The organism is Pseudomonas sp. ZS1P83, assembly GCF_054897825.1.
This window is the reverse complement of the sequence record NZ_CM142706.1, coordinates 5,441,378-5,467,862: the sequence shown is the minus strand read 5'-3', so window position 1 is coordinate 5,467,862 and position 26,485 is coordinate 5,441,378. Positions and strand designations below refer to the sequence as shown.

Annotated in this window: 26 protein-coding genes; 8 read left to right on the top strand and 18 right to left on the bottom strand. The window is 55.9% G+C overall.

The genetic code is table 11. The features are described 5' to 3' along the window. Positions 1-104: 104 nt before the first annotated feature. Entirely contained in the window at positions 105-1,007 is a 903-nt protein-coding gene (locus ACYZT0_RS25660; protein ID WP_462043553.1) for a LysR family transcriptional regulator, read from the bottom strand. Between the two features lie 743 nt (positions 1,008-1,750). Here ACYZT0_RS25660 and ACYZT0_RS25655 point away from each other — a divergent pair. The 8 genes from ACYZT0_RS25655 (at position 1,751) to ACYZT0_RS25620 (ending at position 8,622) form a co-directional block, all read left to right on the top strand. After that, positions 1,751-1,927: a hypothetical protein gene (locus ACYZT0_RS25655; protein WP_462043552.1), complete on the top strand. Its 177-nt coding sequence runs from the start codon at positions 1,751-1,753 to the stop codon at positions 1,925-1,927. 171 nt (positions 1,928-2,098) lie between these two features. After that, the gene (locus tag ACYZT0_RS25650) at positions 2,099-3,235 is read left to right on the top strand and encodes a YcaO-like family protein (protein WP_462043551.1); all 1,137 of its coding nucleotides are present in this window, start codon (positions 2,099-2,101) and stop codon (positions 3,233-3,235) included. Then, a complete protein-coding gene (locus ACYZT0_RS25645) occupies positions 3,216-3,917 on the top strand; it encodes a TfuA-like protein (RefSeq protein WP_462043550.1) in 702 nt (233 codons plus the stop codon). Before ACYZT0_RS25650 ends, ACYZT0_RS25645 begins: the two co-directional genes overlap by 20 nt. After that, positions 3,892-4,662 (top strand): hypothetical protein, encoded by a 771-nt coding sequence (locus tag ACYZT0_RS25640; protein WP_462043549.1) that lies wholly within the window; start codon positions 3,892-3,894, stop codon positions 4,660-4,662. Before ACYZT0_RS25645 ends, ACYZT0_RS25640 begins: the two co-directional genes overlap by 26 nt. Positions 4,663-4,666: 4 nt before the next feature. Continuing rightward, the gene (locus tag ACYZT0_RS25635) at positions 4,667-4,939 is read left to right on the top strand and encodes a MoaD/ThiS family protein (RefSeq protein WP_462043548.1); all 273 of its coding nucleotides are present in this window, start codon (positions 4,667-4,669) and stop codon (positions 4,937-4,939) included. A gap of 1 nt (position 4,940) precedes the next feature. After that, entirely contained in the window at positions 4,941-6,068 is a 1,128-nt protein-coding gene (gene moeB / locus ACYZT0_RS25630; RefSeq protein ID WP_462043547.1) for a molybdopterin-synthase adenylyltransferase MoeB, read from the top strand. A gap of 46 nt (positions 6,069-6,114) precedes the next feature. After that, positions 6,115-7,419: an MFS transporter gene (locus ACYZT0_RS25625; protein WP_462043546.1), complete on the top strand. Its 1,305-nt coding sequence runs from the start codon at positions 6,115-6,117 to the stop codon at positions 7,417-7,419. Between the two features lie 48 nt (positions 7,420-7,467). Further along, a complete protein-coding gene (locus ACYZT0_RS25620; protein WP_462043545.1) occupies positions 7,468-8,622 on the top strand; it encodes a spermidine synthase in 1,155 nt (384 codons plus the stop codon). A gap of 196 nt (positions 8,623-8,818) precedes the next feature. On the opposite strand, the gene glmS is transcribed toward ACYZT0_RS25620, so the two are convergent. The 17 genes from glmS to mnmE form a co-directional block, all read right to left on the bottom strand. After that, the gene (gene glmS, locus ACYZT0_RS25615; protein ID WP_462043544.1) at positions 8,819-10,651 is read right to left on the bottom strand and encodes a glutamine--fructose-6-phosphate transaminase (isomerizing); all 1,833 of its coding nucleotides are present in this window, start codon (positions 10,649-10,651) and stop codon (positions 8,819-8,821) included. 1 nt (position 10,652) lies between these two features. Continuing rightward, positions 10,653-11,429, bottom strand: coding sequence for a DeoR/GlpR family DNA-binding transcription regulator (locus tag ACYZT0_RS25610; RefSeq protein ID WP_462043543.1), 777 nt, complete (start codon positions 11,427-11,429; stop codon positions 10,653-10,655). A gap of 97 nt (positions 11,430-11,526) precedes the next feature. Continuing rightward, positions 11,527-12,894, bottom strand: a complete 1,368-nt coding sequence (glmU, locus tag ACYZT0_RS25605) for a bifunctional UDP-N-acetylglucosamine diphosphorylase/glucosamine-1-phosphate N-acetyltransferase GlmU (RefSeq protein ID WP_462043542.1) — start codon at positions 12,892-12,894, stop codon at positions 11,527-11,529. 115 nt (positions 12,895-13,009) lie between these two features. Next, positions 13,010-13,435 carry a F0F1 ATP synthase subunit epsilon gene (locus tag ACYZT0_RS25600; protein ID WP_462043541.1) on the bottom strand — a complete coding sequence of 142 codons (426 nt, stop codon included), beginning with the start codon at positions 13,433-13,435 and terminating at the stop codon, positions 13,010-13,012. 45 nt (positions 13,436-13,480) lie between these two features. Beyond that, positions 13,481-14,860: a F0F1 ATP synthase subunit beta gene (atpD, locus tag ACYZT0_RS25595; protein ID WP_462043540.1), complete on the bottom strand. Its 1,380-nt coding sequence runs from the start codon at positions 14,858-14,860 to the stop codon at positions 13,481-13,483. Positions 14,861-14,887: 27 nt separating this feature from the next. Next, complete coding sequence (atpG, locus tag ACYZT0_RS25590; RefSeq protein ID WP_458510657.1) at positions 14,888-15,748, bottom strand: F0F1 ATP synthase subunit gamma; 861 nt, start codon at positions 15,746-15,748, stop codon at positions 14,888-14,890. A gap of 50 nt (positions 15,749-15,798) precedes the next feature. Continuing rightward, entirely contained in the window at positions 15,799-17,343 is a 1,545-nt protein-coding gene (atpA, locus tag ACYZT0_RS25585) for a F0F1 ATP synthase subunit alpha (RefSeq protein WP_282379785.1), read from the bottom strand. A 21-nt stretch (positions 17,344-17,364) separates the two neighbouring features. Continuing rightward, positions 17,365-17,901 (bottom strand): F0F1 ATP synthase subunit delta, encoded by a 537-nt coding sequence (locus tag ACYZT0_RS25580; protein ID WP_282379784.1) that lies wholly within the window; start codon positions 17,899-17,901, stop codon positions 17,365-17,367. Between the two features lie 12 nt (positions 17,902-17,913). Next, on the bottom strand, positions 17,914-18,384 hold the full coding sequence (locus ACYZT0_RS25575; RefSeq protein WP_008027535.1) for a F0F1 ATP synthase subunit B: 471 nt from the start codon (positions 18,382-18,384) through the stop codon (positions 17,914-17,916). A 56-nt stretch (positions 18,385-18,440) separates the two neighbouring features. Further along, complete coding sequence (gene atpE, locus ACYZT0_RS25570; RefSeq protein WP_002555987.1) at positions 18,441-18,698, bottom strand: F0F1 ATP synthase subunit C; 258 nt, start codon at positions 18,696-18,698, stop codon at positions 18,441-18,443. A 133-nt stretch (positions 18,699-18,831) separates the two neighbouring features. Continuing rightward, positions 18,832-19,701: a F0F1 ATP synthase subunit A gene (gene atpB, locus ACYZT0_RS25565; protein WP_462043539.1), complete on the bottom strand. Its 870-nt coding sequence runs from the start codon at positions 19,699-19,701 to the stop codon at positions 18,832-18,834. Positions 19,702-19,717: 16 nt separating this feature from the next. After that, entirely contained in the window at positions 19,718-20,125 is a 408-nt protein-coding gene (locus ACYZT0_RS25560; RefSeq protein WP_007948092.1) for a F0F1 ATP synthase subunit I, read from the bottom strand. A gap of 148 nt (positions 20,126-20,273) precedes the next feature. After that, positions 20,274-21,146, bottom strand: a complete 873-nt coding sequence (locus ACYZT0_RS25555) for a ParB/RepB/Spo0J family partition protein (RefSeq protein ID WP_077748853.1) — start codon at positions 21,144-21,146, stop codon at positions 20,274-20,276. Positions 21,147-21,155: 9 nt separating this feature from the next. Beyond that, entirely contained in the window at positions 21,156-21,953 is a 798-nt protein-coding gene (locus ACYZT0_RS25550; RefSeq protein ID WP_462043538.1) for a ParA family protein, read from the bottom strand. Between the two features lie 18 nt (positions 21,954-21,971). Beyond that, a complete protein-coding gene (gene rsmG / locus ACYZT0_RS25545) occupies positions 21,972-22,616 on the bottom strand; it encodes a 16S rRNA (guanine(527)-N(7))-methyltransferase RsmG (RefSeq protein WP_462043537.1) in 645 nt (214 codons plus the stop codon). Further along, positions 22,613-24,505: a tRNA uridine-5-carboxymethylaminomethyl(34) synthesis enzyme MnmG gene (gene mnmG / locus ACYZT0_RS25540; protein WP_462043536.1), complete on the bottom strand. Its 1,893-nt coding sequence runs from the start codon at positions 24,503-24,505 to the stop codon at positions 22,613-22,615. The genes rsmG and mnmG overlap by 4 nt, the downstream gene beginning before the upstream one ends. 550 nt (positions 24,506-25,055) lie before the next feature. Then, positions 25,056-26,426 (bottom strand): tRNA uridine-5-carboxymethylaminomethyl(34) synthesis GTPase MnmE, encoded by a 1,371-nt coding sequence (gene mnmE / locus ACYZT0_RS25535; protein ID WP_462043535.1) that lies wholly within the window; start codon positions 26,424-26,426, stop codon positions 25,056-25,058. Between the last annotated feature and the right edge of the window lie 59 nt (positions 26,427-26,485).

Sequence of the window (26,485 nt, the reverse complement as noted above, 5' to 3'; positions counted from 1 at the left end):
TTGAAGAGCGATCAGTAACGGTGGGGAGCCATCTTCCACTCGCAACCCAAACAACAGAATAACCAGCAAACGCAATCCATTATTTCAGCCGGCGCAATAACCCTCTAGCCGAGCAAGGCCGGATGTTCGCGCAGTGTCTTCACCGCGAAGTCCACAAAACTACGGACCCGCACCGGGGCCTTGCGCCCACCCTGATAGACCACATGGATAGGCAATGGCGGCAGTTCGAAGTCAGCCAGAACGATTTCCAGCTCACCGGAGGCGACTTTGCTTGCCACCTGATACGACAGAACCCGGGTCAGCCCCAGGCCCATGCATGCGGCGGTGATTGCAGCCTGATTGGCGGTGACAACAAGACGAGGCTCCGGACGAACGCTGATCAGCTCTCCCGCGTCAAGAAACGGCCAGCTTCTGAGTTGACCAATGGACGAGGTGGCGATGATCGGGGCTCCGCTCAAATCTGCAGGATGTCGAGGCCGACCACGGTCAATCAGAAATCCAGGAGAAGCGCAGATCACCCGCCGCACTTCGCCCACTCGAATTGCATGCTGATTGCTGTCAGGCAACTCACCGATGCGCACCGCCACATCGATGCCCTCCTCGACCATGCTCACCACCCGGTCTACCAGTAAAGCGTTGATGCACACTTCAGGAAATTGCGTCAGATAATCCACCATCACCGGCGTGACAAACAGCTCACCGAACAACACCGGCGCCGTGATTGTCAGTTGCCCACGCGGTTGAGCGTGACTGCCCGCCGCCGAATCCTCGGCTTCCTGCACCTCGGCGAGAATCCTCCGACAGTCTTCCAGGTAACGCTGACCCGCCTCGCTCAAATGCACACTGCGGGTGGTGCGTGTCAGCAGCAACGTGCCGATGCGTTTCTCCAACGCCGCCACGGCGCGAGTGACACTGGCTGCCGACAGACCCAAACGCCGCGCCGCCGCCGAGAAGCCTTGGTCTTGGGCGACGGCGGCGAAGACTTGCATCTCCTGGAATCGGTCCATGGGCGTGTCCTCATTGAAAATCAAAAAATCGCAGCCGTGGCAGCTTCTTGTAGGTTGACCCTGATCCAGAGGAAGAGATTACGCTTAGGTTATGGACCTACATGCTTTCTGGCGACAATTTAGATCAGCCAAGTTTATCGAAACTATCTGGCATCAGCCCGAGCGGTGCTCAGAGTATCCAAGGGGTTCTGCACATGCCGATGCGTATTTCAGGTCGCTTGACAACCGCATCTTTCACTTACCGCCTGGTCCTGCTACGCAACCGGATTCCGGTCGCAATCTAGGATTGTTCTTAAATAATGCGATGACGAGACTGTAGGTAAATTCTGCGAGATTGGGAAAAAATCGACGATGTCGCCGGGGGCCATTGCGAAAAATAAATCGTTTAGCTTGTTCCTACCTAAGCTCCTTCAAGGGAGAAAAATAAGAAAGTTGAAGTCTGTGAATAAACAACATTAAGACCATTCAAGAATATCAATTACCAGTTATTAATCATGGGTCTATGCAACAAACCTATTTTTCGGCTGACAAAAAACACAATTAAAACTTCCTTCGGATACCCGCCGCCCTGTAAGAATATTCTTTTGTTCGTGAAGGCATCGTCCGAAAGACAATTACAGTTAAACCAGACCCGATTGAGGATATAAATTAATTCTTTGACATTCCCGTCCTCATCTGCAAAAACTCTAGGTGTTGCGCAACAGACCTTCTCAAACGCAATACTAAGGATGGAGTAACAGTTAATGGATTCTAAAGTTAATGATGTAACGTTCGAACTTCAACTGGACCCAGGAACTGCGGAAAAATTTTCCGTTATTTTGAACGATGAAAGCCTCATGCACGCCGGTTTTGTGGCACATCAGTCAAACAACAACGTGTTGACGCTGTCTCTGGCTGAAGACGTAAAAATCGCAGCCTGAAAAACCGGGGGGAAGTAATTCCCTCCCGTTTTCTATTGTGTCAAACATGATGCTTGCTGATACCTTTAATCCCTAAAAGGTGACCCATTATGCAAAGGCTTAGTTCGAGCCTTCGTCGCCGCAGTGCCGAAGAAACATTAAAAAATTATCGTCAACAATATAGCCCCGCGCATGGGTATTACCCGAGTGACCGACACAACTTGGCTGGACCGCATTGGCATTCCGGTGTTTGCCAGTATACGACCCGGTGCATTGAAGGGTTCGCTGTGTGTAAATGCGGGTAAAGGCCTCAGACCAGCAGAAGCCAAGATAGGCGCATACATGGAAGCCATCGAGTTCAGCCTTGCGCAATACAATACGGCGCAACTGAAACTGTTAAAGACCACGCCGAGGCAACTCATTGAAAGCCACGAAGGACGAATAGCGTTCAATCAGTTCTGCATGTTGTATGGCGTCTCTGCCGACGCCGACTCGCTCATCATGGCCATCGAAGTTGAAGATGTATTGCGCAAGCAAAAGGTGCTTGCACCCGCCGAACTGGTGTTCATTCCCTACCCCAAAAACCCCGGGCAACAACTCTTCGGGGAAAGCTCCAGTGGCCTGGCTTCAGGCAATGACTTGGTGGAAGCCTCGGTACACGCTGTTTGCGAACTCATGGAGCGCGATGTTCAAGCCTTTAATCACCTGCATGACCGCTCCCGCCTCATCAATCTGGACCGCTACAGTTTAGAAACCGACGCCCTACTCAATAAAATCAATGACGCGGGGTTGAGCCTGTCGGTCCGTTACACCGAGAACTGTTTTGGCCTGGCCTACTTTCAGGCTTTTATCATGGAAGAGTCCACCCAAGCGCCCATCTCTGTGGCCACCGGCTCAGGGTTACATCCCATCAAGGAAATCGCCTTGATCCGGGCCATCTGTGAGGCGGCCCAAAGCCGTTTAAGCCACATCCACGGAGGCCGGGACGACATCATAGAGCGCGTCAAATACTTCGAGAAGAAGGGCCGTTCGGTCGAACTTCAGGCCATCTCACGCTTGCGTAGCGTGGCCACCTCCCGGGACCAGATGATCGATTACTCCTCCATTGACTGCCAGGAATCCGCGATCCCCACGCTTGAATCGGCCTGGGAGTTGCTCTTCGAGCGGTTGCAGCGCGTCGGGCTCAGTACCGTGTTAAGGGTCTTACTCAGCAAAGCGACGGACGACATCACTGTGGTCAGAATTATTATTCCGGGGCTTGAAGCCTTTGAACCCGGCCTGAAAAGGGTCGGTCCGAGGTTAATGACGTATGTCAAACAAAGCGCTTGATTTATGCACACTGTTTGCTGGCCCCACGCTGCAAGGAATAGACAGTCAATTGCTGTGCAGTAGCGGCCTGGTGGTACGCCCGCCCGTCAAACGCGGCGATATCGAACGCCTGGTGGCGCAATCGCCCCCCTCGAATCTGGCCATTGTCGATGGCGTGTTCCATGCACACCCTGCGGTCGGCCATGCCGAGATACTCGACGCCTTGGATGCGGGTTGGCGCATTTGGGGATTATCGTCCATGGGGGCTATTCGCGCCTGTGAAATGGATACACTGGGAATGGCAGGCTTTGGTGAAGTGTATCGACAATTCGCCAGCGATCCGGACATGTCCGACGACGAAGTGACCCTGATACATCAAGCACAAGAGCCTTTTCTTTCGCTCAGTGAACCCCTTATTCATATCAGGCAGTTTTTAAGACAGTGGACGACTGAACAGATCATTACGTCAGCACAAGAACAACACATACTTCACTACCTGAAAAACATGTGGTACGGACATCGAACATTAAGTTGTTTGAAAGAAGCCTTACTGGCACTCCCTGTCGCGGAGAAAAAAATAGACAGCGCCCTGGCCAACTTTTCTGCCTACAGAGTAAAGAGTCTGGACTTGATCGATTTTCTCAAACTGCAACCATGGACGAAGAAGGTAAAAGAAAATGTCTCCATCAGCGATATTGTGTGAAATAAATGGTTTGCCATTTGTGCACCCAATGTTCAATAGCAAAAAACTGTTAACGCTCGTCGCCGTTGTACGTAAAAATATCGAGGGCGGCGAGTTACCTCTAACCAGCTATTTGCAACCAGACTATGCCACCGCCCTGTATAACCGGCACGTCAAAGGTGCGCCCGTTTTTCCACCCCATCAAGCGTTAGGCAATGCAGAACAGATCATGTTGGCCGAAGCGAAGAGCAACCTCAAAGCCTTGCTACCGGAATGGACTATGTTATTTGACTTGCCGGTTAAAATACATAAGTTGCTGAATCAACAAGTCAGCCTGACCAATCCCGTACTGCCGCAACAAATGTTTCTGGGCGAAGCCGCGTTTACCAGCATTACGGACCTTGAAGAGTTACTGGTACATGAACTGTCCCATATCTGGTCCAGTTTGATCGCCGAGATTTACGACTTCCAGCTCAAGGACAGTTCGAACAACTACATACTGCCATCAGGAACCGGTGGCAAGAACCCTAGGGGGGTCTTATTGGCGTGCCTGTTTGCGGCCAGCGCCGTGAACTACCACCAGCGGTTGCTGGCCAGCGGTTCCGTGCGATCTCGTCCCGAACGACTCGACTACTTGCACCAGTATTTTCTCAAAAGTCTGGCCACTCTCCAGGCGTCGGCCGAACTTTCCGAAATCGGAAAACTGATCATCTCAAGGCTGGATATGTTTTCCAGCGACCTGATAACTGACACCGTTCAAGGATGACCCCATGGCAGTCGTACACTTTCCCAGGCAGTTTATGTCCTACACCGATCAACATAAAACACACGCCACTGAGGGCTTTTGTGTCAGCGATGTACTGAAAAATCTGACCACCCGATTTCCCGACCTGATTGGCCCGGTCTTCTCTGAGGACCTGTACCCACTGCCGTTCGTGGGGTTGTTCGTCGACGGTATGCCCGTGATCAGTGCACATGACCGTCATTGTCCTCTGGACAGTAACGCGCAATTGATTCTGATCCACGCAGTGGCAGGTGGCTGACATGCAATGCAACCTGAAGACGGACGACTCCCGTTACGCCCGCCAAATCATCCTCAGCGAGGTCGGCGCTCAGGGGCAGCAGCGCCTCAAAGACAGCAAGGTGCTGGTGGTCGGCGCCGGGGGGCTGGGCTGCCCGGTACTCCTGTACTTGGCAGGTGCCGGCGTCGGGACGATCGGCATCGTTGATAACGACATCGTCGACGTCAGTAATCTGCACCGACAAATTCTTTATGCGATTGCCGATGTAGGCGACATGAAAGTGTTGGCAGCCAAGCGCCGCATCAACCAGTTGAATCCGGACATCGTCGTCCACACCGTTGCCACGATGCTGAACCCGGACAATGTCCTGTCGTTGCTGGCGGACTACGACATCATCGTCGACGCCACTGATAACTTCGACGCCAAATACCTCATCAGTGATGCCTGTATCGAGTGCGAAAAACCGATGGTCTATGCCTCGATCAGTCAGTTCGAGGGCCAGGTGTCGGTATTTAATTATTACAACCGGCACACCCAACAATGGGGGCCGTGCTTTCGGGATCTGTTCGAAACACCGCCGCCACCGCACTTGACACAAAACTGCTCGGAGGCGGGCGTTCTTGGCGTCATACCGGGATTGCTCGGTTGCTTTCAGACCAATGAAGTACTCAAGCTCATCCTCCGTACCGGGGAGCCCTTGAGCGGGCAATTGTTGTCTATCGACTGTCTGGACAACACTTTCCAGCTGTTGAACATCAACAAAAAAACACGGGACCGGCGTCTTACGAGACCGCTTGGCGCCACGACCACACCTGAGTGGCGCGACAGCTACTGGCTGTCACCCGACACACTGCACGACTGGATAGCGACACAAGCGCCATTTCAGTTGGTCGATGTGCGCGACGTCAGCGAGCATCAGCAAGGCTCGCTGGGCAGCGGACTGATCCCACTCAAAGACATAATCAAGCGCCAGGAAGAACTCGATCCCACCCGTTGTATCGTTTTCTATTGCAAATCCGGCGTCAGGAGCAAGGCGGCCCTACTGGCAGTTCGCAGCGTCAACCAGGAAGCGGAACTCTATAGCCTTGAGGGTGGTATCGAGCGATATCTGGCGATCTACCCTGATGAACGTCACTCCGTCGTTTCTTGAACGCCCCTGCTTTCGCAGTAGCCCTATCTGAATCAAAGGTACGTCAATGAGTGCAAATTTTTCAGGTATTACGTGGGGCTTTGCCGGTATCGACCGGCGTTTGCTGAAAGTGCAATTCAGCTTTTTACTGATGGTTTTGGGTGGACGGTGCAATCAACTGGCGGTGGCCTGGTGGGCCTTGCAGGAAACAGGCTCTGCGCTCTACTTCGCCAACATGATTGCCTGTTCCATCGCGGCGGAGGTTTTAGCCAAACCCCTGCTTGGATGGCTGGGGGACAAGTACAACAAAATCCTGATCATCAAGCTGGCCTCATGGCTCAGCCTGCTGACAGCGCTATTGATGGTGGTGTTGTCCGCCACGGGGTCGTTCAACCCCTGGACGGTTAGCGCGCTGATGATGATCAGCAGTGCGATCGTCGGCGTGCGCGACCCTCTCCAGGCATCAATCATTCCTTTATTTGCAGACGACGATAAAGTCTCCCTGGCCTTCCGGACCAAAAGCGTGATGTCGTCCTTTTCGATTCTGCTGGGGCCGGTACTGGCCAGCGGTTTGATTTACGGGTTCGGTATCACGTTCGCCTTTGCTGTCGATTTTTTTGCGATTCTCATCGCCGTGGCGTTGATAGCGACTATCCCGAGCCACATCGGTGCCACTGGCCAAGACGAAAAAGCCCTGGGAGCCAGCGGCTTCAGCATGATTTATTCCGGCTTCAAAGTGGTTTACGGAGTGAAAGTCGAATTTTACTTGGCCATCATTGCAATGCTGATCAACTTTGCCCTGTTTCCGTTCTTCACCATCCTGATCCCACTGTACGTAAAGGACGTCATCCAGTATCCGGTCACTTACATTGGTCTTCTGGATTCGTGCTTCGGACTGGGCATTCTGGCGGGTAGTTACAAGATCATCGGCTGGTTATCGGACCGGGTCCCCCGTGACATGTGTGTGTCCGCAGGATTTGCATTACTGGGGTGCAACCTAGTGGTGGTCGGCACCGTTTCATCGTCGCTCGTCGTACCCGCGGCCTTTTTCTGTGGCGGCGTAGGCCTGATGTTGATCAACATCCCCACCTCCGCAGTGAGGTTGCTGGCGACACCCAAGCTCCATCGCAATCGGATTTTTGCCACGGTTTCATTTCTGTCTGCGGCGGCCAGCCCTTTAGGCAGTTTTGCGATGAACACCCTGATCGCCTATCTGGGGGTCACACTGACAATCACGCTGCTGGGCGTCATGGTGCTGCTGCTTTCTCTGATGGTCTTTCTGGTACCCGATTTCAAAACTTTCATGCGTTCCCCGGATACGCAGCTAAACGATGCCTACCTGGACAAATACCCTGAAGCGTTTGCGCACTGACGTGCCTCGCCGTACCCCCGCCTCTAACAAACGGAGTTGCCTTTCACCATGCCGGACCTCAAGGATCGACCTGAATCTGCTCGACGTGAACAGATCTTCTGCGGCCAATATTATGACGACATGGGCTGTACCGGTTTCCTGGGGGATCCGTCCAAAGATCGAATCTCGGTTCTGATGCTGGGGCTTTCCGACGGTGCAGCGCTGGCGCCAATCGCAGCCAGCACCAGAGTTGCCAGTCTGTTGGCTGTTGATCTGGACGAGACCGCTCTCGCGCGAAGTCTCGACAATCGGAATCGACTTGCAGCGCATATCGACTTTGACAGCGTGGTCGCCGATGCCGCGCACTTCCTGGTTGTCACTCCCGACCGGTACGACGTCATTATTGTCGACCTATACACCCAGAGCGGTTATGCCCCGATCGTGTTTGATCACGGGTTCCACCAACTATTGAAGTGCCGCCTCAATCCCCTCGGTCACGTAGTGTTCAACGGTTTTGGCGTCCCCATGAACCTGGACCCGTTCAACGGCCCTACACCCCAGGCTTGGCTCGCCCGCTGCCTGAACAACAGCTGGGGCGACATTCATTATCTGCCCCACCGACGCAATGCGACGTTCATTATCGGACCACCTCCATCAACCACACCGCACACCGCACCTGCCTTGGAGTGTTTATGCGCCAGTGACCGGCTCTTTATGGACATCATGAGCCTTCGCCTCCGCTACCTGACACCCACGGTTATCCGTCACGCGCCGCTTGTGCCCCCGGCGCTGGATTTCGTCGGCATTGATCTGGAGGTGCAAAAACGCTGGGTGGACTCGTTACCGGCCTTGTCTGCGCTGCTTCCAGCCGCGCTGAAGCTGAGCAAGCCTAACGACCTTCGCGTGTTACTGGATGACCCGGACGCTTGCCAAGCGCTCCAAGAACGATTATGGAAGGACAAGTCTTCGCTGCGCACCACACTGGCGTTGCTGATCGCAGGCGAAGTCAACTTCTCGGACCGCGATGTGTCGTGGCTGCCCGACTGGGTCGTGTCGACATTGGAGAACAGTGTAGAAATCCAGCCACGAGATTGGCTGGAAGGTTTACTCCCTTATGCCTATGGCGTCATTACCCACAGAACTCGAGGAGATACAGCCAAAGTGGAAGGTTTTCGGCGGGCGCTAGAGCGATTGTCAGCTAGTGTTTCCACCCCGCGACCATGAGACCTAAATCAGAAAAGGAAATCGACGGCAGAAGAGGTTTCAGCAAAGCCACGCTATGCCTAACGTTGAGTGCAAAGCGAGTTGTATTGAAGGGGATTTTTTCTGGGATTTTTCTGACAGTTTTTTGAATATTTTCCGACAACGCAGTACTGGAACAACTACGCAGGAGCACTCGTCGTGCTCCTGCGTAAATCGCTTATTCCACCGTCACCGACTTCGCCAGGTTACGCGGCTGGTCAACGTCGGTGCCCTTCAGGACGGCCACGTAATACGAGAGCAACTGCAGCGGAATGGTGTAGAGGATCGGCGACAGGGTGTCGTGTATGTGTGGCATTTGTACAACGTGAGTGCCTTCACCATTAGTCATGCCGGCCTGCTCGTCTGCAAAGACGATCAGCTGACCACCACGGGCGCGAACTTCCTGGAGGTTGGATTTCAACTTTTCCAGCAACTCGTTGTTGGGCGCCACGGTGACCACTGGCATGTCGTTATCCACAAGCGCCAACGGGCCATGTTTCAGCTCGCCGGCCGGGTAGGCTTCGGCGTGGATGTAGGAGATTTCCTTGAGCTTGAGCGCCCCTTCCATCGCTACCGGGAATTGCGCACCACGACCAAGGAACAGGGTGTGGTTTTTCTCGGCGAACAGCTCGGCGATTTTCTCCACGGTGCTGTCCATGGCCAGCGCTTCGCCAAGGCGGGTCGGCAGGCGACGCAGTTCTTCAACCAACGTGGCTTCGACACCTTTGGCCAACGTGCCCTGAACCTGGCCCAGGGACAAGGTCAGCAGCAACAGGCCGACCAATTGAGTAGTGAAGGCTTTGGTGGAGGCCACGCCAATTTCACGGCCGGCCTGGGTCAGCAGTGTCATGTCGGACTCACGTACCAGTGAGCTGATGCCGACGTTGCAGATCGCCAGGCTGGCGAGGAAACCCAGTTGTTTGGCGTTGCGCAGGGCCGCCAGGGTGTCAGCGGTTTCGCCGGACTGGGAGATGGTCACGAACAGCGTGTCGGGCTGCACCACTACCTTGCGGTAGCGGAATTCGCTCGCGACTTCGACCTGGCACGGGATCCCGGCCAGTTCTTCGAGCCAGTAACGGGCAACCATGCCGGCGTGGTAACTGGTGCCACACGCGACGATCTGCACGTTGCGCACTTTGGCGAACAGCTCGGCAGCCTGTGGACCGAACGCTTGCACCAGCACGCCGTTCGGACTCAGGCGACCTTCCAGGGTGCGCTGCACTACAGCCGGTTGCTCGTGGATTTCCTTGAGCATGAAGTGGCGGAATTCGCCCTTGTCAGCGGCTTCGGCGCCATCGCGGTACTGCACGGATTCGCGTTTGACAACTTGGCCGGTCACGTCCCAGATCTGCACGCTGTCGCGGCGAATTTCGGCGATATCGCCTTCATCCAGGTACATGAAGCGGTCAGTGACCTGGCGCAGGGCCAACTGATCGGAAGCCAGGAAGTTTTCACCCAGGCCCAGGCCAATAACCAGTGGGCTGCCGCTGCGGGCGGCGACCAGACGATCCGGTTGCTGAGCACTGATGACCGCCAAACCGTAAGCACCGTGCAGCTCTTTGACAGTAGCCTTCAGGGCCACGGTCAGATCACCCAGATCCTTGAGTTTGTGGTTCAACAGGTGAGCAATGACTTCGGTATCAGTATCCGAGGTGAACACGTAACCCAAGGCTTTCAGTTGCTCGCGCAGGGCTTCGTGGTTCTCGATGATGCCGTTGTGCACCACCGCCAGATCATCGGAGAAATGCGGGTGAGCATTGCGCTCGCACGGCGCACCGTGAGTGGCCCAGCGGGTGTGGGCGATACCCAGGCGGCCGACCAGCGGTGTTTCGGCCAGCGCCAGTTCCAATTCACTGACTTTGCCCGGGCGGCGCAGTCGCTCAAGCTTTTCGTCATTGGTGTAGACCGCTACGCCGGCACTGTCATAGCCACGGTATTCCAGGCGTTTCAGGCCTTCGAGCAGGATGGCTGTGATGTTACGTTCTGCAACTGCGCCAACAATTCCACACATGCTATTTCTCCTGACTGACAGCCGCGAGGATCAAGTTGATTCCGCGGGCCTGAATCTGATCCCGTGCCGCAAGCGGCAGGCGATCATCGGTAATGAGGGTATGGACGCTGCTCCAGGGCAACTCCAGGTTGGGAATCTTGCGGCCGATCTTGTCGGCCTCGACCATGACAACCACTTCGCGGGCGACTTCAGCCATGACCCGGCTCAGTCCCAGCAATTCGTTGAAAGTGGTGGTACCACGAACCAGGTCGATGCCATCGGCACCGATGAACAACTGATCAAAGTCGTAAGAGCGTAGTACCTGCTCGGCCACCTGCCCCTGAAAGGACTCGGAATGCGGGTCCCAGGTGCCGCCGGTCATTAACAGCACCGGCTCATGCTCGAGCTCGCTCAAGGCATTGGCGACATGCAGGGAATTAGTCATCACCACCAGACCCGGTTGTTGGCCGAGTTCCGGAATCATCGCCGCCGTGGTGCTGCCGCTATCGACGATGATCCGCGCGTGCTCACGGATCCGCGTAACGGCGGCGCGGGCGATAGCCTGCTTGTATTTGGACACCGGCTGACCAATGTCGGCCACCAGTTCTTGAGGCATGGTGATCGCTCCGCCATAACGGCGCAGCAGCAAGCCGTTGGTCTCAAGCGCCGCGAGGTCCTTGCGGATCGTAACTTCCGAAGTTTCAAAGCGCTTGGCCAGCTCATCCACACTGACTTCGCCCTGCTCATTGAGCAAGGCGAGGATATTGTGACGGCGTTGAGGTGTATTGCGTTTCGACATGGCTTGGTAAGTTTCGATTCGAAAGATAACGGAAGCAATCAAAACCTATCGGCTAAACTTCGTCAAGTGTGGGGCGATAAAAACAGCTGTGGATAACTCAGCTCTTCTTGATCTTTTCCGGCCGCTTCCAGCCGTCGAGGTTCTTCTGCCGCGCTCGGCCTACCGCCAACTGCGCGTTATCCACATTTTGGGTAATGGTCGAACCCGCAGCAGTCGTGGCACCCGCAGAGATATCCACAGGCGCGACCAACGAGTTGTTGGAACCGATGAACACATCTTCACCCAACACGGTTTTCCATTTGTTGGCGCCGTCGTAATTGCAGGTGATGGTGCCAGCCCCGATGTTGGTCCGCGCACCAATCTCCGCATCCCCCAGGTAAGTCAGGTGACCGGCCTTGGCGTCCTCGCCCAAATGAGCGTTTTTCAACTCAACGAAGTTACCCACATGGGCTCGTGCTTCCAGCACTGTGCCTGGGCGCAAACGAGCGAACGGACCGGCATCGCTGCCTTCACCGAGAATCGCGCCATCGATGTGGCTGTTGGCCTTGATCACCACGCCTTTGCGCAGGGTGCTGTCCTTGATCACACAGTTCGGGCCGATAACCACGTCGTCCTCAATAACGACCTTGCCTTCGAGGATCACGTTGATGTCGATCAGCACGTCGCGGCCGACGGTGACTTCACCGCGTACATCAAAACGAGCCGGGTCACGCAGTGTCACGCCCTGAGCCATCAAACGACGACCGGCTCGCAGCTGATAGTGACGCTCAAGCTCGGCAAGCTGCTTGCGGTCGTTAGCACCCTGCACTTCCATGGCATCGTGGGGTTGCTCGGTGGCCACCACCAGTCCGTCGCTAACCGCCATGGCGATCACGTCGGTCAGGTAATACTCGCCCTGGACATTGTTATTGGAGAGGCGGCTCATCCAGTCGCCAAGACGTTCGAAAGGCAGCGCCAGAATGCCGGTGTTGCCCTCGGTGATTGCGCGTTCAGCTTCGTTGGCGTCTTTCTGCTCGACGATAGCGGCGACCTTTCCAGCCGCGTCACGGACGATGCGGCCGTAGCCGGTTGGGTCGTCCAGTTCAACGGTGAGCAAACCCAGTTGTTGTGGCGCCACTTTCTTCAGCAAACGTTGCAGGGTTTCGACTTCAATCAGCGGCACGTCACCGTAGAGAATCAGCACAGTGTCGGACTTGATGAACGGCACGGCCTGCGCCACCGCATGACCGGTTCCCAGCTGTTTGTCCTGCAGGACGAAATTCAAATCATCCGCCGCCAGCCGCTCGCGCACGGAATCGGCGCCATGGCCGATCACTACATGTATGCGCTGTGGATCAAGTTGCCGGGCGCTGTGGATAACATGGCCGAGCATCGAGTTGCCGGCAATCGGGTGCAGAACTTTCGGCAACGTCGAACGCATGCGAGTGCCTTGGCCGGCAGCGAGGATAACGATTTCTAAAGACATGACTGGCTACCAATCCTGGGTGGTCGGCGGCTGCGACCAGGTTATGAATGTCGGAAAAGAAAAAAGGGTAGCCGAGGCTACCCTTTTTAATCAATCGCACAACAAGTGGAGCCTATTAGTGGCCGAACTTCTTGCGGATCTGCTGGACGGTGCGCAGCTGAGCTGTCGCCTCGGCCAGACGTGCGGCAGCAGAACCGTAATCGAATTCTGCACCACGGTCATGCAACGCCTTCTCGGCAGCCTTAACGGCTTCCTGAGCGGAGGCTTCGTCCAGGTCGGCGGCACGTTGCACAGTGTCGGCAAGCACCTTGACCATGTTCGGCTGAACCTCGAGGAAACCACCGGAGATGTAAAACACCTCCTCTTCCCCGCCCTGCTTGATCAGGCGGATCGGGCCCGGCTTGAGATTAGTGATCAGCGGCGCGTGACCCAAGGCGATACCAAGATCACCCAGTGCACCGTGCGCAACCACCATCTCGACCAGGCCGGAAAAGATTTCCCCTTCCGCGCTGACGATATCGCAATGGACTGTCATAGCCATCTGATTGCCTCAACCTAAATTAGCGCCCGTTGCCGGACGCCGGGATTACAGTTTCTTGGCTTTCTCGATCGCTTCTTCGATGCCGCCGACCATGTAGAACGCTTGTTCTGGCAAGTGGTCGTAGTCACCGTTGAGGATGCCTTTGAAGCCAGCAATGGTGTCTTTCAGGGAAACGTATTTACCCGAAGCACCGGTGAAGACTTCAGCCACGAAGAACGGTTGCGACAAGAAACGCTGGATCTTACGAGCACGGTTTACCAACTGCTTGTCGGTTTCCGACAGCTCGTCCATACCCAGGATCGCAATGATGTCCTTCAGTTCTTTGTAACGTTGCAGAACATACTGTACGCCGCGAGCGGTGTCGTAGTGGTCCTGACCGATCACGTTCGGGTCCAGCTGACGCGAAGTCGAGTCCAGTGGATCGACCGCTGGGTAGATACCCAGGGAAGCGATGTCACGGGACAGAACGACGGTGGCGTCCAAGTGGGCGAAGGTGGTCGCTGGCGACGGGTCAGTCAAGTCATCCGCCGGTACGTATACCGCCTGGATCGAGGTGATCGAACCGTTTTTGGTCGAAGTGATGCGCTCTTGCAGAGTACCCATCTCTTCGGCCAGGGTCGGCTGATAACCTACTGCGGAAGGCATACGGCCCAGCAGTGCGGATACTTCGGTACCGGCCAGGGTGTAACGATAGATGTTGTCGACGAACAGCAGAACGTCGTTACCTTCGTCACGGAACTTCTCGGCCATGGTCAGGCCAGTCAGTGCTACGCGCAGACGGTTACCCGGCGGCTCGTTCATCTGACCGTAAACCAGTGCCACTTTGTCCAGAACGTTGGAATCCTTCATCTCGTGGTAGAAGTCGTTACCCTCACGAGTACGCTCACCCACACCGGCGAACACGGAATAACCGGCGTGCTCGATGGCGATGTTACGGATCAGTTCCATCATGTTTACGGTTTTGCCTACACCGGCACCACCGAACAGACCGACTTTACCACCCTTGGCGAACGGGCAAACCAGGTCGATAACCTTGATGCCGGTTTCCAGCAGGTCGTTGCCGCCCGCTTGTTCAGCGAAGGTTGGCGCAGGGCGGTGAATGCCCCAGCGCTCTTCGGTGTCGATCGGGCCAGCTTCGTCGATCGGGTTGCCCAGAACGTCCATGATCCGGCCCAGGGTCGCTTTACCGACCGGTACGGAGATGGCAGCGCCAGAGTCCGTGACTTCCAGACCGCGCTTCAAGCCTTCGGTGGAACCCATCGCAATGGTACGAACCACGCCGTCGCCCAGCTGCTGCTGAACTTCCAGGGTGGTTTCAGCCGCGCTCATTACTTTCAGCGCGTTGTAGATGCTCGGTACGCTGTCGCGTGGAAATTCCACGTCGATAACGGCGCCGATGATTTGAACGATACGTCCGCTACTCATAGCTGGATCCTCTGAATATTTGAACCGTTAAACCGCGGCAGCGCCGCCGACGATTTCCGAGATCTCTTGGGTGATCGCAGCCTGACGCGCCTTGTTGTAGACCAGCTGCAAATCGCTGATCAAATCACCGGCGTTGTCGGTAGCGTTCTTCATCGCGATCATCCGCGCAGCTTGTTCAGCCGCGTTGTTCTCGACCACCGCCTGGTAGACCTGCGACTCAACGTAGCGGACCATCAAGCCGTCAAGCAGCTCTTTGGCATCCGGTTCGTAGAGATAGTCCCAGTGGTGCTTGAGCGATTGATCCGGGGTTGCCTCCAGTGGAATCAACTGCTCCACAGTAGGCTGTTGCGTCATGGTGTTGATGAACTTGTTGGACACCACGGACAGGCGATCAATACGGCCGTCCAGGTAGGCATCCAGCATCACCTTGACGCTGCCGATCAGATCATTGATCGACGGCTCTTCACCCAGGTGGCTGATAGCTGCAACGACGTTACCGCCGAAGTTGCGGAAGAAAGCCGCACCCTTGCTACCAACAACACACAGATCGATCTCGACGCCGTTTTCACGGTTTTTCGCCATGTCCTTGACCAAGGCCTTGAACAGGTTGGTGTTCAAGCCACCACACAGACCACGGTCACTGCTCACTACGACATAACCGACGCGCTTGATTTCACGCTCGATCATGAAGGGGTGGCGATATTCCGGGTTAGCGTTGGCCAAATGACCAATAACCTGGCGGATGCGCTCCGCGTAAGGACGGCTAGCAGCCATGCGCATTTGTGCCTTGCGCATTTTACTGACCGCCACTTTTTCCATGGCGCTGGTGATCTTTTGCGTGCTTTTGATGCTCGCAATCTTACTGCGAATCTCTTTTGCGCCTGCCATGTAACACCTATCAGGTTAGCAAGCGGGAGCCTTACGGCTCCCGCTGCGGCTTACCAGGTTTGGGTGGCCTTGAACTTCTCGATACCGGCTTTCAGGCCAGCGTCGATTTCGTCATTGAAGTCACCCTTCACGTTGATCTTCGCCATCAAATCGGCGTGATCGCGGTTGAAGAAAGCAATCAGCGCTTGTTCGAAGCTGCCGATCTTGGCGATTTCAACGTCAGTCAGGAACCCACGCTCAGCGGCATACAGCGACAGCGCCATGTCAGCGATCGACATTGGTGCGTATTGCTTCTGCTTCATCAGCTCGGTAACGCGCTGACCATGCTCAAGTTGCTTACGGGTCGCTTCGTCCAGATCAGAAGCGAACTGGGCGAATGCCGCCAGTTCACGGTACTGAGCCAGAGCGGTACGGATACCACCGGAGAGCTTCTTGATGATCTTGGTCTGAGCGGCACCACCCACACGGGATACCGAAACACCGGCGTTCACAGCAGGACGGATCCCGGAGTTGAACATGGCCGATTCCAGGAAGATCTGACCGTCGGTGATGGAAATCACGTTGGTCGGAACGAACGCGGAAACGTCGCCAGCCTGGGTTTCGATGATCGGCAGTGCGGTCAGGGAACCGGTTTTGCCGGTCACTGCGCCGTTGGTGAACTTCTCTACGTACTCTTCCGAAACGCGGGATGCGCGCTCCAGCAGACGGGAGTGGAGATAGAACACGTCGCCTGGGTAAGCTTCACGACCTGGTGGACGGCGCAGCAGCAGGGAAATCTGGCGGTAAGCCACTGCTTGCTTGGACAGATCGTCATAAACGATCAGCGCGTCTTCACCGCGGTCGCGGAAGAATTCACCCATGGTGCAACCGGAGTACGGTGCCAGGAACTGCAGTGCTGCAGATTCCGAAGCGCTCGCAGCCACGACGATGGTGTTAGCCAGTGCGCCGTTTTCTTCCAGCTTGCGAACAACGTTAGCGATGGTCGATTGCTTCTGACCGATAGCTACGTAGACGCAGAAAATACCGCTGTCTTTCTGGTTGATGATCGCATCGATCGCCAGAGCGGTTTTACCGATCTGACGGTCACCGATGATCAGCTCACGCTGGCCACGGCCGACAGGGATCATGGCATCGACAGCCTTGTAGCCAGTCTGTACAGGCTGGTCTACCGACTTACGCCAGATCACGCCTGGAGCAACTTTCTCGACCGCATCGGTCTCGGTGTTGTTCAGCGGACCTTTGCCGTCAACTGGGTTACCCAGTGCGTCGACTACGCGACCCAGCAGTTCCTTACCAACCGGAACTTCGAGGATGCGGCCAGTGCACTTGGCGCTCATGCCTTCAGCCAGAGACTGGTAAGAGCCCAATACAACGGCACCTACAGAGTCTTGCTCCAGGTTGAGAGCCATACCGAAGACGCCGCCCGGAAACTCGATCATCTCGCCGTACATTACGTCGGCCAGACCGTGAATCCGCACGATACCGTCAGATACGCTGACGACAGTGCCTTCGTTACGGGCTTGGGAGGTCACATCGAGCTTGTCGATGCGGCCCTTGATAATTTCACTTATTTCGGAAGGATTGAGTTGCTGCATTGCTCTGCTGCCCCTTCAAACTCAAGATTTCAATGCTTCGGCAAGATTCGCGAGTTTGCCGCGAACCGAGCCATCGATTACCAGGTCGCCGGCGCGGATGACAATGCCCCCAATAAGGGATTTGTCTTCCTCGACTTGCAGGCGCACTTCCCGGTTGAGTCGTGCACTGAGAACCTTGGCGAGTTTGTCTTGCTGTTCTTGGTTCAATGCAAAAGCACTGGTGACTTCAACGTCTACCGATTTCTCTTGTTCGGCCTTGTACAGGTCAAACAGAGCGGCGATCTCCGGCAACAGCGGGAGACGGTCGTTTTCGGCAACGACGTGAATGAAGTTCTGTGCCTTCACATCAAACTTGTCGCCGCACACGTCAATAAACGTGGCGGCCTTGTCTGCGCTCGTCAGTCGCGGGGCCTTGAGCACGCGCTGCATGGTGTCGTCTTGCGACACTGCTGCAGCCAGGCCGAGCATGGCTGACCAAGAGGCCAGTTGCTGGTGGGCCTGGGCGTGCTCGAAGGCTGCCTTAGCGTAAGGTCGGGCCAACGTGGTCAATTCTGCCATGATCGCCCTCGCTTAAATTTCAGCAGCCAGTTTGTTTACCAGCTCCGCGTGCGCGTTTTGATCGATTGTGGCACCCAGGATCTTCTCGGCGCCGCCAACGGCCAGAGCACCCAATTGGGCACGCAGCGCGTCTTTGACACTGTTCAGTTCCTGCTCGATCTCGGCCTGAGCCTGAACCTTCACACGGTCAGCGTCGATACGGGCTTTTTCAACAGCCTCTTCGACGATTTGATTACCGCGTTTCTTGGCTTGCTCAATGATTTCGGCTGCCTGAGCTTTCGCTTCGCGCAGTTGCTGACCCGCTTTATCTTGGGCCAACTCCAGGTCGCGAGCTGCTCGGGCGGCAGCGTCCAGTCCATCCGCGATCTTCTTCTGACGTTCGTGCAAAGCCGCGATGACCGGAGGCCACACGAACTTCATGCAAAACAGTACAAAAATGAAGAACGCAACGGACTGGCCAATCAGGGTTGCATTAATGTTCACGCCAACACCTCGCTCGTTCGTTGCACATCACACCAATTACTCGAAGGTTCGAGCAATTAGCCAGCGAGTTGACCAACGAATGGGTTCGCGAAGGTGAAGAACAGAGCGATACCAACACCGATCATGGTCACGGCGTCGAGCAGACCGGCAACGATGAACATTTTAACTTGCAGCATTGGAACCATCTCTGGCTGACGCGCTGCGCCTTCCAGGAACTTGCCACCCAACAGGCCGAAACCAATTGCGGTACCCAGTGCGCCCAGGCCGATCAACAGTGCAACAGCGATAGCGGTTAGACCAACTACAGTTTCCATCTTTCCTCCCGACTTTTACGTCGTATGGTTTAGGTTTTTTAGATTTTAAAGCGGTAAAACAAATCGTTTCATAGCCCTGTTCGGGCACCCACTCGTTTGACCGAGTGGGACATCAGACCAGTCGAGACTGGTCTTAATGGTTCTCTTCGTGCGCCATCGAGAGGTAAACGATGGTCAGCATCATGAAGATAAACGCCTGCAGGGTGATGATCAGGATGTGGAACACAGCCCACGCCCACTGCAGAACTACACCCAGGCCGCTAAGCCAGAGCAGACCGCTGCCGAACATCACAGCGATCAGAATGAAGACCAGTTCGCCGGCGTACATGTTGCCGAACAGACGCAGTGCCAGAGAGATTGGCTTGGCGATCAGTGTCACGAACTCCAGCAGGAAGTTCACCGGAATCAGCAGGGCTTGAAGGAAGATGTTCTTGCTGCCGAAAGGGTGCAGGGTCAGTTCGCCGATGAAGCCGCCGATGCCCTTGATCTTGATGCTGTAGAAAATGATCAACGCGAACACCGAGAAGGCCATGGCCAGCGTAGCGTTCGGGTCGGTGGTCGATACGGCACGGAACGGAATCTCGTGGTTGCCGGAAATGGCCGCGGCCAGTTGCGGGATCCAGTCGACCGGTACCAGGTCGATGGCGTTCATCATGAACACCCAGACGAAGATGGTCAGTGCCAGTGGTGCAACCACGGGGCTACGGCCATGGAAGCTGTCTTTCACGCTGCCATCGACGAATTCGACCAATACTTCAACGAAGTTCTGCAAAGCACCAGGAACACCCGTAGTCGCCTTCTTTGCCGCCATGCGGAAAAGAAGAACGAAAATCAGACCCAACGCGACCGACCAGCCAAGGGTATCGACGTGGAAAGCCCAGAAGCCCATTGCTTTGGCCTCTGCTGCGGTGTGGGCAAAGCCCCAGCCGCCGGTAGGTAGCTGACCGAAGGTCAGGTTCATCAAGTGGTGCTGGATATAGCCCGAAGCGGTTTCTGCTGCCATGGTTGCCTCAAACGCCCTAAGGTCTCGAAAGTCTTGTTCTCATCAGCAGGGGCGCGAACCAGCTGACCAGTTGGGTCAACACGAAGACGCCGAATACAGCTAGCGGCGCCAATGGCTTCACACCTGCAAACGTCAATGCAAAGAGCACTGCCGTCAAAATCAGTTTGCCCGCCTCGCCGGCATAAAAAGACCGGACGATGGCTTGAGCTGCTCGGGCGCCGGAAAACCGAAATGCCCTGTGAGCGAAATAAACATTGGGCAGCAAGGCTATCAGGCCTCCGCAAAGTCCTGAGTACCCGGCTACGACTCCATGCCAGTACCAGAGCGCCAAAGCGGCCAGTACCAAAACGACAAATTGAGCCAGTAATACCGGAAAAACTGCCAGGCGATGGAACGGCAAGCGGTTTGGCGTGCGGCTCTCCATCGTTTTTGCTCCCCAATGATCGGCTGCCGAAATTCAATAACTTGGCATAATTTGTGCCGACAAAATGCGCGCAGAGTATAGGGGCGGTTCTGCCCCTATTCAACTGTCAGGTAGTGATTTCCGACTCCCCGCTACATGAGGAAATGTTTCAGCGGATGTGTGCAAGCACACCTTGAAGTTCATCGAGGGAGTTGTAACCGATCACCAACTGCCCCTTCCCCTTTTTACCGTGGCGGATCTGCACCGCAGAGCCTAGGCGCTCAGCCAGACGCTGTTCGAGTCGAGCAATATCCGGGTCCTGCTTTACCGGTTCAGCAGGTTCCTGTTTGCCACTCAACCACTGGCGAACCAGTGCTTCAGTCTGGCGCACAGTCAGCCCCCGTGCGACAACGTGTCGCGCCCCTTCAACCTGCTGATTCTCCGGTAAACCGAGCAAAGCACGGGCATGACCCATTTCCAGGTCGCCGTGGGACAGCATGGTTTTGATGACTTCCGGCAACGCGATCAAGCGTAGCAGGTTAGCCACAGTCACGCGGGATTTGCCCACCGCTTCGGCCACTTGTTGCTGAGTCAGCTGAAATTCCTGCTGCAAACGCTGCAAGGCCACCGCTTCTTCGATCGGATTGAGGTCTTCGCGCTGGATGTTCTCGATCAGTGCCATCGCGATCGCGGTTTCATCCGGCACATCGCGAACCATTGCCGGGATGGTTTCCTGGCCAGCCTGCTGGCTGGCGCGCCAACGGCGTTCGCCGGCGATGATTTCGAAGCGACCGCTGCCGATCGGACGAACCACGATCGGCTGCATCACGCCCTGAGCCTTGATCGACTGCGCCAGCTCTTCCAGCGCCTGTGGGTCCATGTCCCGACGCGGCTGGTACTTGCCGCGCTGGATCAGGTCCAGGGGCAGGTGCTGCAGCTCACGCTGATCTGCCTGCACCGCTTGTTCTTCCAGCGAGCTGACAGTCGGACCACTCAGCAGTGCATCCAGTCCACGTCCGAGACCTCGTTTCTTGACGGCCATGGGGATTCCTTAAGTTGCCTGAGCGGCGGCAGTGCGTGAGTTTTTGCGTTGACGGCGAACCATCTCGCCGGCCAATGCCAGATAGGCAATGGCGCCCCGCGATGATTTGTCGTACGCCAGCGCCGGCATGCCATAGCTTGGCGCTTCGGCCAGGCGGATGTTGCGCGGAATCACCGTGTCGTAGAGCTGCTCACCGAAGTGTTCCTTGAGCTGCGCCGAAACATCGTTCATCAGGCTCAGGCGCGGGTCATACATGGTCCGCAACAGCCCTTCGACTTTCAGGTTCGGATTCAGCAGTTCTGCGATGCGCTTGATGTTATCCACAAGGTCGCTCAAGCCTTCAAGTGCAAAATACTCGCACTGCATGGGGATAATGACCCCGTCGGCAGCAACCAGTGCGTTAAGCGTCAGCATCGACAGCGATGGCGGGCAGTCGATCAAAATGTAATCGTAGTTTTCACGGATCGGCGCCAACGCACTCCGCAGGCGGCTTTCCTTCATCTGCATTTCCAGCAGAACCACTTCCGCCGCGGTCAAGTCACGGTTGGCCGGCAGCAGTTGGTAACCACCGTGCTCGGAGTAGTGCATGGCCTGGGCCAGATCGCATTCGCCGATCAGCAGGTCGTAGACCGAGTTTTCCAGCCCGTGTTTATCCACACCGCTACCCATGGTGGCGTTGCCCTGTGGATCGAGATCGATCAACAGCACCCGACGCTTGGTAGCGACCAGGGAAGCTGCGAGGTTGATGCAGGTGGTGGTCTTGCCCACACCACCCTTTTGGTTCGCTACCGCGAATACCTTAGCCATTCTTGCTTGTGTTCCCAATCATGCCGTGCGGCGCAGTATCAGCAGATGGCGTTGGCCTTGGCAACCGGGTACGGCCAGGGCGTGTTCGCTATCGAGGTGGAAGTCTGCCGGCAATGCTACCAGCTCATCGGCCGGATGAACGCCCTTCATTGCCAGCCAACGTGTATCGGCGTCGCCGAGGTGGCGAGTCCAGTTGCTGAAGTTCTCCATGCTGCTGAACGCCCGGGAAATGATCCCGTTGAACGGCTGATCAGGCTGAAAAGCTTCGACGCGACTGTGGATAACTTGCAGGTTATCCAGTTTGAGTTCGAGTTTGACCTGAGTCAGGAAGCGGGTTTTCTTGCCGTTGCTGTCCAGGCAGGTCACTTGGGACTCTGGAAACAGGATGGCCATCGGGATACCCGGCATGCCACCACCGCTGCCCACGTCCAGCCAGCGACCGTTTTCGACGAACGACATCACGCTCAAACTATCGAGCAAGTGGCGGGAAACCATTTCATCTGGATCGCGGACGGCGGTCAGGTTGTAAGCCTTGTTCCATTTGATCAACAGGGCCAGATAACCCAGCAGCTGAGCATGCTGGGTTTCTTTCAGTGTGACACCGAGCTGGCGAGCACCTGTGGATAACTCTTCTGCGTGTTGCGAGGTGACCAACGAACTCAAGCGCTTTGCTCCAACTGACGGCCCGCGCCGCGTTTTTTCAAATGAATCATCAACAGCGAAATCGCTGCCGGCGTCACGCCCGGGATACGCGACGCCTGGCCCAAAGTCTCTGGACGGGTCGCACCGAGCTTGCTCTGGATCTCTTTGGAGAGACCGGAAATATTTGTGTAATTGATATCCACAGGCAGTTTTGTGTCTTCGCTGGCCCGCAGCCGTGCGATTTCATCCTGTTGGCGATCGATGTAACCGGCGTATTTGGTCTTGATTTCGACCTGCTCGGCGACTTGCGGATCTTCTGCGCCCCCACCGGTCACGGAGATCAGACCAGCGTAGTCGATTTCCGGACGGCTCAGCAGATTGAGCAAGTTGTATTCGTGGGTCAGCGGCGTGCCGAATTTCTCGGAAATTGCATCGCCCTGCTCGGTACCCGGGCGAACCCAGGTACTTTTCAGGCGTTGCTCTTCTAGCGTGATGCTTTCGCGCTTGGTGCAGAACGCAGCCCAACGCGCGTCGTCCACCAGACCCAGTTCGCGACCTTTTTCGGTCAAGCGCAGGTCGGCGTTGTCTTCGCGCAGGATCAGGCGGTATTCGGCGCGGGACGTAAACATCCGATACGGTTCCTGGGTACCCAGGGTAATCAGGTCGTCGACCAACACTCCGATGTACGCCTCGTCGCGACGCGGGCACCAGGCATCTTTGCCCTGAGCACGCAGTGCGGCGTTGGCTCCGGCCAGCAAACCCTGGGCGCCGGCTTCTTCGTAACCGGTGGTGCCGTTGATTTGCCCGGCGAAAAACAGACCGCCGATGACTTTGGTTTCCAGGTTGTACTTCAGGTCACGCGGGTCGAAGTAGTCGTACTCGATGGCGTAACCCGGACGAACGATGTGCGCGTTTTCCATGCCACGGATCGATTGCACGATCTGCAGTTGCACGTCGAACGGCAGTGATGTGGATATCCCGTTCGGGTACAGCTCGTTGGTCGTCAGGCCTTCCGGTTCGATGAAAACCTGATGGCTTTCCTTGTCGGCAAAGCGATGGATCTTGTCTTCGATCGACGGGCAGTAACGCGGGCCGATACCTTCGATCACACCGGAATACATCGGTGAACGATCAAGGTTGGCGGCAATGATCTCGTGGGTGCGGGCGTTGGTGTGGGTAATCCAGCAGCTGACCTGTTTCGGATGCTGCTCTTTGGAACCCATGAACGACATCACCGGGATCGGTGTATCGCCGGCTTGCTCGGTCATCACCGAGAAATCCACAGAACGACCGTCGATACGCGGTGGTGTGCCGGTTTTCAGGCGACCAACGCGCAGTGGCAATTCACGCAATCGGTGAGCCAGGGCGATCGACGGCGGATCACCGGCACGACCACCGGAAAAATTCTGCATGCCGATGTGGATAAGTCCACCGAGGAAGGTACCAGTGGTCAACACCACGGAGTCCGCCAAGAAACGCAGACCCATTTGGGTGACAACACCGCGCACTTGTTCCTGCTCGACGATCAGGTCGTCGGCAGCCTGTTGAAATATCCACAGGTTCGGCTGGTTTTCGAGGATTTCGCGGACAGCGGCCTTGTACAGAACCCGATCAGCCTGAGCGCGGGTTGCACGCACGGCGGGGCCTTTGCGGCTGTTCAATACGCGAAATTGAATACCACCTTTATCGGTGGCCATGGCCATCGCGCCGCCGAGGGCATCGATTTCCTTGACCAGGTGGCTTTTGCCGATTCCACCAATAGCGGGGTTACAGCTCATGGCGCCGAGGGTTTCCACGTTATGCGTCAGCAACAGGGTTTTTGCACCCATACGTGCTGAGGCCAGTGCTGCCTCGGTACCGGCATGACCGCCGCCGATGACGATCACTTCAAAACGGGAAGGGAAATCCACCACGCACCTCGTGCCTGCTTCAGTTAGGTAATCAGGAATAGTTTGAGCTCAGGGTTTTGGACCTGGCCGGCAAGTATAGGGACTTCGCCCTTCCTAAAGAACCCTTTGCACAAAATTTAACCAGCTGTGGAGAAGTCGCGGTTATAGAAATTAAAAAGAGAGAAATTTATTAAATCTTTGTTTTTATGTTTATTTCTACTGAAGCACATTTCTGTGGATAGATCTCTACAGTCCTTTATATTCAATATGTACAGAGATTCAAAACCCTGTGGTCATGTGCCAAGGAGGCCCTTGGATAACCGGTTTAAGCCTGTGGATGAAAGGGGTTGTTATCCACAGACGCGGTTATCTTCAGTTTTGAGGCCCTGTTATCAACTGCCCTTAGTGGCAGTTATTCACAGGGCTTAAACCACAGAAAAACGCAGAATAGGCAAATCCTGGACATGGAAAATCCACACAAGCAGAAAGAATCTGACTGGCACTGAAGGAAAATTTAGGAAAAGGAGGGAACAGACAGGCACGGATGGCCTGTCTGTGGACTATGGAAGGACTATTTACCGATACAGAAGCTGGAAAAGATTCGTCCCAGCAGGTCATCAGAGCTGAATGCACCGGTGATTTCACCCAAAGAGTGCTGGGCCTGGCGTAAATCTTCCGCCAGCAGTTCACCGGCACCAGCCAGGGTCAGCTGCGCACGGCCGTGCTCGAGGGAAGCACTGGCATGACGCAACGCGTCAAGGTGACGCCTGCGAGCGCTAAAGCTACTCTCCGAGGTCTGTTCGTAGCCCATGCAGGCCTTGAGGTGGTCGCGTAGCAATTCCAGCCCTTCACCTGCTGATTTGGCGCTCAGGCTGATGGTGACGTGGCCATCCTCGCTGATTTCCAGGGCAATGGCTTCGCCAGTCAGATCTGCCTTGTTACGGATCAGCGTGACTTTCGCCGGATCCGGACGGACTTCCAGGAATTCTGGCCATAACGCGAACGGATCAAGCGCCTCAGGAGCGGTAGCATCGACCACCAACAGCACACGATCAGCCTCGCCGATCGCTTTTAACGCCCGTTCGACGCCGATTTTTTCCACCTGGTCTTCGGTATCTCGCAGACCTGCGGTGTCGACCACGTGCAGCGGCATGCCATCGATGTGGATATGTTCACGAAGAATGTCCCGAGTGGTGCCCGCAATCTCGGTCACGATCGCTGCTTCTCGTCCGGCCAGAGCATTCAGCAAGCTGGATTTACCAGCATTCGGCCGGCCAGCGATCACCACGGTCATCCCGTCACGCAGCAGGGCACCCTGCCCGGCTTCTCGGAGTACGGTGGATAACTCGTCACGCACTTTGTCGAGCATGCTCAGTACGTGGCCATCGGCGAGGAAGTCGATTTCTTCTTCCGGGAAGTCGATAGCCGCTTCGACATAGATGCGCAGGCCAATCAGTTGCTCGGTGAGGTTATGCACACGCTCGGAAAATGCGCCCTGCAAGGAACGCAGGGCATTTCGTGCAGCCTGTGCAGAACTCGCCTCTATCAAGTCGGCAATTGCTTCGGCCTGAGCCAGGTCGAGTTTATCGTTGAGGAACGCGCGCTCGCTAAATTCACCTGGCCGTGCCAACCGACAGCCTAGTTCCAGGCAACGCTGAAGCAGCATATCCAGAACTACCGGACCGCCATGGCCCTGGAGTTCCAGCACATCTTCACCGGTGAATGAGTTCGGGCCCGGAAAATACAGTGCGATGCCTTGATCCAGAACCTCATCGTTTTCACTGAGAAATGGGCCGTAGTGGGCGAATCGCGGCTTGAGTTCACGACCGCTGAAGGCTTTGGCGGCAACGCTCGCCAGCGGCCCGGAAATACGGACGATGCCTACACCGCCGCGACCTTGAGCGGTGGCGACGGCTGCAATGGTTTCACGAGGAACGCTCATAACCGTTATCCAGACAAAAGTGACAGATAGCAAAACGCCCCACTAGGGGGCGTTTTGAG